General features: G+C 64.0%; 9 protein-coding genes. 7 read left to right on the plus strand and 2 right to left on the minus strand.

Features of this window, described 5'->3' with window-relative positions; genetic code table 11:
* The first annotated feature begins 113 nt into the window (after positions 1-113).
* The 3 genes from AC04SG_RS07905 to AC04SG_RS07915 are packed head-to-tail and all read left to right on the plus strand — an operon-like array spanning position 114 to position 3,021.
* Entirely contained in the window at positions 114-1,286 is a 1,173-nt protein-coding gene (locus AC04SG_RS07905; protein WP_488550573.1) for a glycosyltransferase, read from the plus strand.
* Positions 1,283-2,077, plus strand: coding sequence for a WecB/TagA/CpsF family glycosyltransferase (locus AC04SG_RS07910; protein ID WP_488550574.1), 795 nt, complete (start codon positions 1,283-1,285; stop codon positions 2,075-2,077). Before AC04SG_RS07905 ends, AC04SG_RS07910 begins: the two co-directional genes overlap by 4 nt.
* The gene (locus AC04SG_RS07915) at positions 2,074-3,021 is read left to right on the plus strand and encodes a DUF6492 family protein (protein WP_488550575.1); all 948 of its coding nucleotides are present in this window, start codon (positions 2,074-2,076) and stop codon (positions 3,019-3,021) included. The genes AC04SG_RS07910 and AC04SG_RS07915 overlap by 4 nt, the downstream gene beginning before the upstream one ends.
* Before the next feature lie 77 nt (positions 3,022-3,098).
* Here AC04SG_RS07915 and AC04SG_RS07920 read toward each other — a convergent pair whose 3' ends face one another.
* The gene (locus AC04SG_RS07920) at positions 3,099-4,157 is read right to left on the minus strand and encodes an alpha-hydroxy acid oxidase (RefSeq protein WP_488550576.1); all 1,059 of its coding nucleotides are present in this window, start codon (positions 4,155-4,157) and stop codon (positions 3,099-3,101) included.
* Positions 4,158-4,314: 157 nt separating this feature from the next.
* Positions 4,315-5,610, minus strand: a complete 1,296-nt coding sequence (locus AC04SG_RS07925) for a lipopolysaccharide biosynthesis protein (protein WP_488550577.1) — start codon at positions 5,608-5,610, stop codon at positions 4,315-4,317.
* Positions 5,611-5,810: 200 nt separating this feature from the next.
* On the opposite strand from AC04SG_RS07925, the gene AC04SG_RS07930 reads away from it, so the two are divergent.
* The 4 genes from AC04SG_RS07930 to AC04SG_RS07945 all read left to right on the plus strand — a co-directional run bounded on the left by AC04SG_RS07930 (position 5,811) and on the right by AC04SG_RS07945 (position 12,107).
* Positions 5,811-8,162 carry a GumC family protein gene (locus AC04SG_RS07930; protein WP_488550578.1) on the plus strand — a complete coding sequence of 784 codons (2,352 nt, stop codon included), beginning with the start codon at positions 5,811-5,813 and terminating at the stop codon, positions 8,160-8,162.
* A gap of 227 nt (positions 8,163-8,389) precedes the next feature.
* The gene (gene folD / locus AC04SG_RS07935) at positions 8,390-9,289 is read left to right on the plus strand and encodes a bifunctional methylenetetrahydrofolate dehydrogenase/methenyltetrahydrofolate cyclohydrolase FolD (RefSeq protein ID WP_488550579.1); all 900 of its coding nucleotides are present in this window, start codon (positions 8,390-8,392) and stop codon (positions 9,287-9,289) included.
* A gap of 53 nt (positions 9,290-9,342) precedes the next feature.
* Positions 9,343-10,305: a GlxA family transcriptional regulator gene (locus AC04SG_RS07940; protein ID WP_112561945.1), complete on the plus strand. Its 963-nt coding sequence runs from the start codon at positions 9,343-9,345 to the stop codon at positions 10,303-10,305.
* A 149-nt stretch (positions 10,306-10,454) separates the two neighbouring features.
* Complete coding sequence (locus AC04SG_RS07945; protein ID WP_488550580.1) at positions 10,455-12,107, plus strand: vWA domain-containing protein; 1,653 nt, start codon at positions 10,455-10,457, stop codon at positions 12,105-12,107.
* Positions 12,108-12,168 lie beyond the last annotated feature (61 nt).

A 12,168-nucleotide genomic window follows, 5' to 3' on the forward strand; every position in this document is an offset into this window, starting at 1 on the left:
GTTAATCACCTTTCGCAGCGAGCCTGCTGATCGGTGCCTTTCATCCGTTGCGTTGCGTGACTTAATCAAGGGTTCACCCAGCTTTGATAGTGGCTGACGCCTGGATAGGTGAGATGCATCTGCTGTTCGCCACATCGATCGTGCCCGACGGCGCACTCGCTTCGGGCTATGAGATCGCCAACGCTGCGATCATCGCCGCCTTGCGGCGCGCCGGCGTGCACGTCACCGTCATCGGCTTCATCTGGCCGGGCAAGGCGGCAAGCGACCCCGAAAACACCATCGTGCTCGGCGCCGTCGATGTGCGCACGGAAAGCGCATCGGCGATGCGGAAGCTCGCCTGGCTCGGCAAGGCGATGCTGTCAGGACTCACCTTCGCTTCCGTCAAGCTGCGCGCGGTTTCCGACAGCGAAGTCCGCGCCGCCATCGAACGTGCCGGCCCTTTCGACGGCTATGTCCTGAATTCCGTGCAGTTCGCTGGCGCCTTTGAAAAACTGTTCGCCGACCGCCCATCGATCTTCGTCGCCCACAATGTCGAACATGCTTCGGCCAGGGAGAATGCGGCCGCTGCAAACAGTCGCTTCCAGCGCCTGCTGTTTGCCCGCGAGGCGAGGCTCCTCAAGACCATGGAAGAGCGGCTCTGCCACCGGGCCCGCTTCGTCTTCACGCTGGCCGAGGAAGACCGCGCCGCACTCGGCGTTGCCTCCGACGACCGCTCGGCGGTGCTGCCGCTGGTGACCACTGCCACGGCGCCGAAGCCGGTAAAGCCGCGCCGCATCGATTGCGACGCGGCACTGATCGGCACCTGGACCTGGCAGCCGAACCGCATCGGCCTCGACTGGTTCCTGGAAAAAGTCGTGCCACATCTCAGACGGAATTTTCGCATCAGGATCGCCGGCAACATGCCGTCCGACATCACCTCCGCGCATCCCGGCGTCGAATTCGTCGGCCGCGTGCCCGACGCGCAGGCTTTCGTGCGCGGCGCCGCCGTCATCCCGCTGATCAGCACCGCCGGCAGCGGCGTGCAGCTCAAGACCATCGAAACCTTCGAGCTCGGCCTGCCGTCGGTCGCCACCAGCCGCTCGCTGCGCGGCATCGACCATCGCCCCGTCAACTGCGTGGTGACAGACGATCCGGCTGCCTTCGCCGGCGCGCTGGAAGCGGCGGCGGCCGATGTCAGGGATGTCGACGGCAGCGCCTTCCATCGCAGTCAAATGAAGGCGCTCGATGCCGCAATCAGGCTCGGCCTGGAAAGGCTCGGACCGGTCGGGCAGGAGGTGTTTGCATGAACATGCACACCGCCCGCGCCGCCCTTGGGCTCGATAGGCTGAAGATGATCCTCGGCATTTCGGTCCTCGCCATCCGCTGGGATGACGCGATCGCGCTGCTGGCCCGGCTGATTGCCGAGCGGCGCTTCACCAAGGTCAGTTTTCTCAACGCTCACAATGCCAACATCGCCTATACCGATCCGGTCTTTGCCGAAGCGCTCGACGATTTCCTCATCCTGCCCGACGGCGTCGGCGTCGATCTGGCCGCAAAGCTGCTCTACGGCGCACCATTCCCGGACAATCTTAACGGCACGGATTTCATTCCTGCCTTTCTGCAGGCATCGGCAAGGCCGCTGACCGTCGGGTTACTTGGCGCCACCCGCGCCAACGCCGAGGCGGCGTCGATCAAGCTGGCTGCGCTGGCCGTGCAGCACAAATTCGTCGTCGTCCATGACGGCTATTTCTCGCCCGCCGAAGAGCAGGCGATCATCGACCGCATCGAGGCGTTGCGGCCCGACGTGCTGCTTGTCGCCATGGGCGTGCCGCGCCAGGAATTGTGGATCGCCCGTCATATCGACGCTCGCCACTGCACACTGCCGATCGCCGTAGGCGCGCTGCTCGATTTCCTCTCCGGCTCCGTGCCGCGGGCGCCGCTGTGGATGCGCCAGCTGAGGCTCGAATGGCTGTTCCGCCTGTGCATCGAGCCGGGCCGGCTGTGGCGTCGTTACGTCGTCGGCAATCCCTTGTTCCTGTGGCGTGCCGTCAGGCAGAAATTCTCGCATCGACCCAGGCCTGCCGGAGAGTTGCGGTGAACAGCCGCTTCGTGCCTGATACCGCCGCCGACACGGCTGTCCTGCCGCAGACGCCGACAGCGGCGGTGGTGACCGCCAGCTATGCGCCGGATTTCGAGCGCTGCCGCCTGCTGTGCGAGACCCTCGACCGCCATGTCTCCGGCGTGGCGCATCACTACATACTGGTTGAGCATCGCGACGTGGCGCTGTTTCGGCAATTGGAAAACAGCCGTCGCACTGTCGTCGACGAACGCCACCTGCTGCCGCGCTGGCTGCGCGTGTTCGACGATCCGATGAGCCTGTTTCGCCGCCGCCTCTGGCTCAGTTTCAAGACCCAGCCGCTGCGCGGCTGGCATGTGCAGCAGCTGCGTCGCATCGCCATCGCCGCGCATGCGGGGGAAGACGTGCTGGTCTTCTGCGATTCCGACGTCGCGTTCGTCAAACCGTTCGATCTGAACGCCTTCTGGCGCGACGGCAAGGTGCGGCTGTTCCGCCGCGACGGTGTGCTGTCGAGCGAGGGTCACGACGAGCACCGCATCTGGTCGCGCAATGCGGGCTCGGCGCTTGGCATCGATCCATCCGACGTTTCGACCCACGACTATATTTCGACGCTGATTGCCTGGCGCAGGCAGACCGTGACGGCGATGTGTGCTCAGATCGAGAAGGTTCATGGTCGGAACTGGGTCGAGGTTATCGGCTCGGCGCGCCGATTCTCCGAATGCATGATCTACGGCCGCTATGTCGATGATGTGCTGAAGGGCGCCGGCCATTTCCACGGCTCGGAAGAATTCTGCCGCGTGCATTGGACCGGCGAAGCGCTGTCGGACGACGAATTCCGCAGCTTCGTCGCCGCCATGGCGCCGGAACAGGTGGCGATCGGCATGCAATCCTTCATCGGCACCGATATCGGCCGCATCCGCCGTCTGGTCGGACTCGATCAGAGGCGACACAGCCTAGGTGTTTGATCCCGACCCCTTAGCGGCGTGATGTTTTCCTCGGACTGGAAGGAGGGCTGAACTTGGCCGAGGAATAAGTCCGGGCTTCACCAGATTACCGACCGGTCGATCTCGCCGATGCGCGCCCGGCCGGTTAGCGCCATTGCCATCTCGAAGTCCCGGCGAAACAGGTCGACGCAATGGGCTACGCCCTCGGCACCATCCGTCGCCAGCGCGTAGACATAGGGGCGGCCTATCATGACTGCGCTTGCCCCCAAGGCAATCGCCTTCAAAACGTCGATGCCACGCCTCACGCCGCCGTCGAGGATGATGGGAATCCGCCCGGCTACCCGCTCCGCGATGGCGGGCAGGGCGTCGATGGTCGCCGGCAGGGTGTCGAGGTTACGCGAACCGTGGTTCGAGACGACTATGGCATCGGCACCGGTTCTGATCGCCTGCTCGGCATCGTCAGGATCGAGGATGCCCTTCAGGATAAGCGGCAGGGTTGTCAGCGAACGCAGCCAGGCAATATCCGCCCAGGTCGGCATGGCTCGCCGCTGCGCCGTGCCAACTTTGACCACGCCAGTGTTCCGGTCCTTGAAGTATGGCGTTGCGAGGCTGTCGGGAATTTTGAATCCTGCCCGGAACTGCCTGCGGCGATCGCCTGGCGTTGGCAGGTCGACCGTCACGGTGATCGCCTTTGCGCCCAGGGCGGCCATGCGCGATACGAGTTCGCCATTGAAACCGCGATCGCTTTGCCAATAGAGCAGGAACCAGACCGGAGACTGGCTCACCGCCACGCAATCCTCGATCGCCGCCGTCGCTGTGGTACCCAGAGTGAACACCGCTTCCGCCATTCCAGCGCCGCGAGCCGCGGCCACCTCGCCTTCCGGATGCGCCAGCCGCTGATACGCTATCGGGGCCAGGATGATCGGATGCGGCAGACTCTGCCTGAAAAGCGTGATCCCGGTATCAAGTCTTGTCACATCGCGCAGCACGCGCGGCCTTAACCTGATGCGGTCGAATGCGGCTTCATTGTCACGCTTGGTGATTTCTTCGCCAGCACCAGCGGCAATGAACTCGTAAACCGCGTGGGGCAATAGCTCCCGCGCCGCCGGTTCAAAATCCGCCAGGCAGAGAAACCGGGTCTCGATGTCAAGCGGCATAGACCAATCCGGTCAGCGTCTCAAGTCGGCCAATCCAGAGACGACATTCGCGCGAATCGCCGCTAACCGCAAGGCGGCGGCACACACCGAAGCCGGCCCATGTACCTCCTTCCGGCCCGAGGAAAACATCATACCATTAAAGCCTGGGATCAAACACCTAAATAGCCTTTGCCGGCTTGCGCATCGCTGAATACGTCAGCAGCGCCGAGGCGAGATAGAGCAGCAGGAAGACGACATTGAGCGACAGCACCAGAGTGGGCGTGTCGGCGATGGTGGTCAGCACATAGGTCAACAGCACCGCCTTCAGCCCGGCCAGCAGGCCGAGATTGAGTGCGCGGATCGCGGTCTGGCCACGCGCGAACAGAAGCTCGGCCTGATATTCGACCAGGTTGCGCAGTCCCGGCACGCCGATTGCCAATGCCACCAGCGGTGCTGCCTCGGCGACATTCCTGCCCAGCGCATTGGGGAAGAAATGCAGCACGATGCCGAGTGCCGCCAGCGCCAATGTCGATACCAGAAACACGCCGGCTTCGATGCCACTCTTGACCCGCAGCCGCGACAACAGTTCCGGCGCTCGCATCATCTTCTGCACCAGCATCATCGAGAAGGTGCGGATCGGGATTGCCGTCAGGTCGACCAGCCGCATGATGATGGCATAGATGCCGGCCAGGTGCGGCCCGCCGATCGCCAGCACGAGCAGCTTATCGAATTCCGACTGCAGGTAGAACAGCACTTCGGCTCCGGCGACATAAATCGAATCGGCAAGCCGCCGCAGATACAGCTCGGCGCGCAGCCTGAGCCTCTGGCGCGGATAGTAGAAGCCGAAGGCGAGCAGCAGCGAGGCGGCGTTGGCGCCGATATAGAACAACGACCACACCCAGACGCTGTGTTGCCCCGACAGCATGAACAGCACCGCGCCCAGCGCGCGAAACGCCGTGGTCACGATCGACAGCACGGCGGCGCGGCCGAATTTGCCGAGCCCGTTGTTGACGATCAGCACGACCTCGACCGGCCGCCACAAAAGTGCTTCGGCAAAGACGATTGCGGCAAAGACGGCCAGCGGCACGGTGCTGGCGAAGAAGATCAGGTAGACACCCCACGAGGCCGCCGCCAGCAGCGGCAACGACACAGCGCCAAGCAGCAGGAAGCCGGCTGTGAAGGTGCCGATCAGGTTGGGTCGGATGGTGGCGGTCCGGTAAAGCGCCGAGATGAAACCGAAGGCGAGGATGCGCGACAGCATGACGCCGGCCGCCGAGGCGGTGGCGAACATGCCGAACTCGGCGATCGACAGCGTGTTGGCGAGTGCGATGAAATAGGCGAGCGAGAACACCAGCCGCCCGCCGGCGCCACTGATCGCCGAGAGATAGTCGCGGACCAACCCCCGTCGTTCGGCCACGAAGGTACCGATCCGGGCGAGTGTCCGCCTTTGCGGTATGTCGCTGGCCTGCATCATGTCGAGGGAAAGCCATAGGCCGGAAAGTTTAACGTGCGGTTCTGACCATCCTTTTTACACTCTCGATAATGTGCGGCAGAAGCGAGAAACTTCGGCTTCGGACCAAGGAAATTAACCTTTTGTTTCCCATGCCTGTTTAGCGTGGCTTAACGATTGGCCGACCGCCGCTCCCAAGCCGCCAAGGGTAAAGTTTCGAGACAATGGTCGACAGGGAAAACCGTGAAGACTGGAGGCGCGAGCGCTCTCTCCTGGCGCTCGGCAAAGCTGTGCGCGGCGACGAGGCGGCGGATGCGTCGCCGGTTTCGATCGGCGACCGGGCCGACCCGTCATGGCGCGAGGACGCCGCAACGCGCCACCGGATCGCCCGCTCGCAGCGCGAGGCGCGGTCGAATCCCGCGCCAGCGTCACCGCCCGAGCCGCCGCAGTTCCAGACGGCTGGCGAATCCGTTTCGGCAGCCAGCACATGGTCTCAAGAAGACGAAGCTGTCCGCTATCCGAGAGCCGGTGGGGTCGAGGAGCCTGTTCGGCGTCAAGAGCCTGCCCGGGGTTTCGATCGCTCTCGCGCCGCCTACGAGCCCCACCATGCCGACGGACAGCGGGCGGACCGCGACGACGATGACGGACAGCAATGGAAGCCGCTGATCGATCCGCTACAGGTCGTCCGCGGCATCACCCGGTCCAAGCTGCTGATCGTCTCGACGACGATACTGGGAACGATGCTTGGCGTTGCCGTTGCCGTCTCGACGCCGAAGAAATACGAAGCCACCACACAGATGGTCATCGAGCCAGGCGACCTGAAGCTTTCCGACAACGATCTCACCCAACCGGTCGGGCAGCCCGACGCGGCGCTGGCCGTCGTCGAAACCCGTATCAAGATGGTGACATCAGGCAAGGTCCTCGACAAGGTCGTCGCCGATCTCAATCTCGTCGACGATCCGGAGTTTAACGGACAGGGGTCCGGAGGCCTTGGCGTCATGTCGCTCATCCGCTCGATCCTGTCGCGCCAGGATGGACCTGGCGGTGCCGGTGAAGTGCGCCGCCAGGCGCTGGCGGTCGGCAATCTGGCCAAGAGCCTGTCGGTCGAGCGCAGCGGCAAGAGCTTTGTCGTTTCCATCAGCGCCACCACCCAAAGTCCCGACAAGTCGGCGGAGATCGCCAACACGACGAGGGACGTCTTCCAGCAGGAGGCGGCCCAATACCAGTTCGGGATGGCCGGACGCGCGACGGACCAACTGACGGCCAAGCTCGATGACCTGCGCAAGGATGTCGAAACGGCCGAGCGCAAGGTCGAAGACTTCAGGGCCACGCATGATCTCGTCGACGCGCAGGGCCATCTGATCAGCGACGACCAGATGCTGAAGCTCAACGAGCAGCTCTCCGTCACCCGCGCCCGCACGCTGGAGCTCAACGCCCGGGCGGCGTCGGCCCGTTCGCTGGACGTCAATTCGGTTATCAACGGCACGCTGCCGGAAGAAATCAATTCCAACACGATGAGCGAACTGCGCGCGCAATATGCAGCGTTGAAGCAGGAGGCCGACCGCGCCGCCGTGCGTCTGGGGCCGCGCCATCCCGAATACCAGGCGCTCAACGCCCAGCTCGACGGCTCACGCGAGCGCATCGCAGGCGAACTGCGCCGCATCGCCTCGTCGCTGCAGGTCGACTTGAAGCGCTCGGTTCAACTCGAGCAGGATCTCGCTTCCCGCCTGGCCCAGGCAAAGGTCCAGAGCGGCGACGTCAACAGCGACCTTGTCAGCCTGCGCGAACTGGAGCGCGATGCCACCGCCAAGCGCAACGTCTACGAACAATACCTTCTGCGCGCCAAGGAGACCGGCGAACAGCAAAACATCAACACCACCAACATCAATCTGATGACCCCCGCGCAACCGCCACTCGAACCCAACGGACCGTCGCGGGCTGTAATAGCGCTGGCCGGCCTGCTGCTCGGCCTTGCTTCCGGCATCGGTCTCGGTGCGATGCGCGGCGCCTTTGCAAGCCTGCGCGACGCCGCCAATTCGCGCTCGAGCGGCCGGATGGACGAGCGCCGGCCACCGGTCGAAGACAAGGTCTATCGCGCGCCGCCGCCTGTGGCGCCACCTGCGGCACCTCCAGTCTTGCCGGCCGGGACCGCTCCCGCCGCCCGCGGCCCAGGTCTGTTCGCCGGACTGTTTTCGGCGATACGCAAAGCCACGACAGGCAACGGGACATCAGGTGAACGGCCCGTCGAGACCTACCGCGCCCAGCCAGCCGCCGAACCTGCAAGGCCGGTGCAGGAGCCCGTGGGCTATCGTCAGCCGGACTTCCGGCAAGAGGTTCCGCACGCCTATCCCTATGAGCAGCACCCTGCCTACGCGCAGCCCGCTCAGCCGGCCGACTACGCCTATTCGCAGCAGTCGATGCCTGCAGCGTCCGGGCAGTGGTCTTCTCCGCAGCCGGCCGAGGCGTCGCCGGACGACCAGCAGGCGCAAATCGACGATATCCGCGCCGGCCTGCGCGAATTTCGCGAGGCGGTGCGCGAACTCACCGAAAACCGTTCGCGCCGCCGTTATTTCTGAACCCGCCGGCACGGAATAAAAGCTGCCGGTTTCGAGTTAGCGGCATCTGACGGCGCTTTGACGGGATTGCTTGGACCAAATTTCGTGAAAATGCCGCGCAGCATGGCGCCCGAAAAGCGCTGCCTTCGGGGTTGACCCGAACGGGCGGAACGTTTGGAACAACGACATGCGCGAAACAACGTTCAAGGCGTGCCGCGCCTTGGCTGGAATGATGTCGAGGATGGTTCATGGCCGAAGTGATTGACGGAAAGAGCGTCGCCGAAGACGTGGTTCAGAAGGTCAAGGCCTTGACCGCGGACCTGATCGCCAAGGGCAAGGCCAAGCCCGGCCTGGCGGTGGTCATCGTCGGCGAGGATCCGGCAAGCCAGGTCTACGTCGCCTCCAAGTCGCGCACCGCCAAGGAATGCGGCTTTCATTCGCTCCAGCACACGCTGCCGGCCGACACGTCCGAAGAAGCACTGCTGAAGATCATCGGCGAGCTCAACGCCGATCCGGCCGTCAACGGCATCCTGGTGCAGCTGCCGCTTCCCGTCCATATCGATGCCGGCAAGATCATCCAGGCCATCGCGCCGCAAAAGGATGTCGACGGCTTCCACTTCATCAATGTCGGCAAGCTCGGCACCGGCGAACTCGAAACCGCTTTCGTGCCTTGCACGCCGGCAGGCTCGATGCTGCTGATCGAACGCGTGCGCGGCAAGGATCTCTCCGGCCTCAATGCCGTGGTCGTCGGCCGCTCCAACATCGTCGGCAAGCCGATGGCCAATTTGTTGCTTGCCGCCAACTGCACAGTCACCATCGCCCATAGCCGCACCAAGGACCTGCCGGCGCTGGCCCGTACCGCCGACATATTGGTGGCGGCCGTCGGCCGGCCAGAAATGGTCAAGGGCGATTGGGTCAAGCCGGGCGCCACGGTGATCGATGTTGGGATCAACCGCATCCCGGCACCCGAGAAGGGCGAAGGCAAAACCCGCCTCGTCGGCGACGTCGCCTATGCCGAGGCGGCGAAGGCCGCTGGCGCCATCACCCCGGTGCCCGGCGGTGTCGGACCGATGACCATTGCCATGCTGATGGCCAATACGTTAGCCTCAGCCTACCTTGCGGCCGGCTTGAAGCGGCCTTCCTTCTGACCCAGAAAGCAGCTTCTTTGCCGAACCCCATTGTTCCCTCTGAACGGCCGGTCATGGATGATCCCGTTCAAGGCGGCCGGCAATTCGCGTTCCTGCTGGTCGACAAGTTTTCGATGTTTTCGCTGGCCGCGGCAATCGACACTTTCCGCTCGGCCAACCGCCTGCTCGGCCGCGATTTCTATGGCTGGACCACTGTCTCGGCCGACGGTGACCCGGTCATGGCCTCCAACGGTCTGCCGCTCAAGATCGATTATGCCGTAGCCGACCTGCCGCCGGTCGACATCCTGTTCGTGTCGGTGGGCTTGTCGATCGAATTCCCCGGCAAGAGCAAGGTGCTGGCGGCGCTGCGCAGCTGGGGCCGGCGCGGCAACGCGCTCGGCGCGCTGTCTGTCGGTTCTTATCTCCTGGCCGAAGCCGGCCAGCTCGAAGGCTATCGCTGCACCATCCATTGGGAAAACCGCGCCGGCTTTGTCGAGCGCTTTCCCGATATCAACTGCACCGGCAATGTCTTCGAGATCGACCGCAAGCGCTATACCTGCGCCGGCGGCACCACCTCGATCGACCTGATGCTGGAGATCGTGCGCGGCGATTTCGGCTCGAACCTCGCCAACGGCGTCGCCAACCAGTTCCAGCATGAGCGCATCCGCTCTGCCGGCGACCGCCAGCGCGTCGGGCCGGAACGTGACCTTACCGGCAAATCGGAGAAGCTCAGGCGCATCGTCGAACTGATGGCCGACCATCTCGACGAGCCGCTGTCGGCGGTGCAGCTTGCCAAGTCGGCGGGCCTGTCGGTGCGCCAGGTCGAGCGCCTGTTCTTGCGCCATTTGAGCGTCACGCCCGGCCGCTATTACATGCGGCTCAGGCTCGAGCGGGCGCGCGAATTGCTGCGCCAGACCAACATGCCGATCCTCGATGTGGCGATCGCCACCGGCTTCACCTCGCACTCCTATTTCGCGCAGAGCTACCGGCTGCAGTTCGGCCGTCCGCCTTCCGAGGAGCGGCGCACCACCTACTGATGCGGTGCCGAGCCAGCCTCGGAACAGGCCTTGGCCCGGGGCCGATCCTGTTACACTGCAACCGTTCGTGACACGCTCTAGGCTTGTGTCCGAACGCGCCGTCAAATAGCTTCCGGCGCGGACCAGAGGGCGGCCTCAAGGAGATTCCAATGGCGGGACTTTTGCGGAGCGTCGCTGCGGCGCTGCTCCTTTTGTCGATGACGTCGCTCGGCTTTGCCGCGAACAAGGTCATCATCATCCTTGACGCTTCAGGCTCGATGTGGGCCCAGATCGACGGCAAGCCGAAGCTCGAAATCGCGCGCGAATCGCTCAGGACCGTGCTGCAGTCAGTCCCTTCGGACGATGAGATCGGCTTCATGGCCTATGGCCACCGGGAAAAGGGCAGCTGCGAGGACATCGAGCTGATCGTGCCGCCGCAGGCCGGCTCGGCCAGTGCCATTTCGGCCGCCGCCGACAGCCTGAAATTTTTGGGCAAGACGCCGCTGACCGCTGCCGTCAAGCAGGCGGCTGAAGCCTTGAAATACACCGAGGACAAGGCGACCGTCGTTCTCATCACCGACGGGCTTGAAACCTGCGAAGGTGACCCGTGCGCGCTGGGCAAGGAACTGGAAGCGTCGGGCGTCGACTTCACCGCCGATGTCGTCGGCTTCGGCCTGACCGCCGATGAAGGCAAGCAGATCGCCTGCCTGGCCGACAACACCGGCGGCAAATACATCCAGGCTTCGGACGAGAAGGCTCTGCAGGAAGCGCTGGTCGAAACCGTCGCGGCCCCAGCACCGGCGCCTGAACCCGCTCCGGCACCGGCGCCCGAACCGGCCAAGCCCGAATTCAATTTCATACCGAGCGTGGTCATGGCCGAAGGCGGCGATCCGATCACCGATGGCAATGCCTGGGAGGTCTACAAGGCCAAGTCCGATGGCACGCGTGGCGAGTCCGTCACCACCCAGTACAACAGCTACCAGGCCGATCTCGAGCCGGGCGACTATATCGTCGTCGCGCGCTCCGATGAGGCCCAGGTGGAACAGAAGGTCAAGATCGAGGCCGGGCAGGTCTACAAGCCGCTCTTCACCTTGAACGCCGGCATCATGCTCATCCATCCGAAGGCCTACCAGGGTGCCGATATCAGCGACGAAGCCCATGTCGACTTCGCCTTCCCGGGCGGCAGCACCACTCACTATGGCGATACCAAGATCGTCGTCCCGGCGGGTGAGCAGAAGGTGACGGTTGCGATCGGCAGTGGCTCGGTGACCGAGACCATCCAGCTCGCCGCCGGACAGACGGTCGAAAAGGACATCGTCGTCGGCGTCGGACATGCCGTCGTCAACGCCTACTACACCGCAGGCGGCGACAAGGCCGACTCTTCGGGCATCAGCATCCAGATCGTCAAGGCCAAGAAAAAGATCGACGGCTCGCGCGAAGATGTCGCCCATTCCTATGGCCCTGACAGCAAGTTCTGGCTGCCGCCGGACGACTATGTCGCGGTCACCGCGCTCGACCTCGCGACCGTCGAGCAGCCGTTCAGCGTCAAGGTCGGCGACAACCAAGACGTTAAGGTGACGCTCGATGCCGGCGTGCTGGCGATGTCGGCGCCGGGCGCCTATTCGATTGAGGTGCTGTCGCCGAAGAAGGACATCCAGGGCAACCGCAAGGCGCTTGGCCTGAGCTATGGAGACACCTGGCAGCAGACCATTCCGGCCGGCGACTATGCTGTCGTCCGCCACATGTCCGGTGAAGGCCAGGACAAGGAAATGCCGGTGACGGTCAAGGCCGGCGAGCGGACCGAGATTACGGTCCAGCCGTAATTGGCGTTTCATCCCAAACGAAAAAAGGGCGGCCTTGAGCCGCCCTTTTACATCGCGGAAA

The organism is Mesorhizobium sp. CNPSo 4684 (assembly GCF_057784315.1).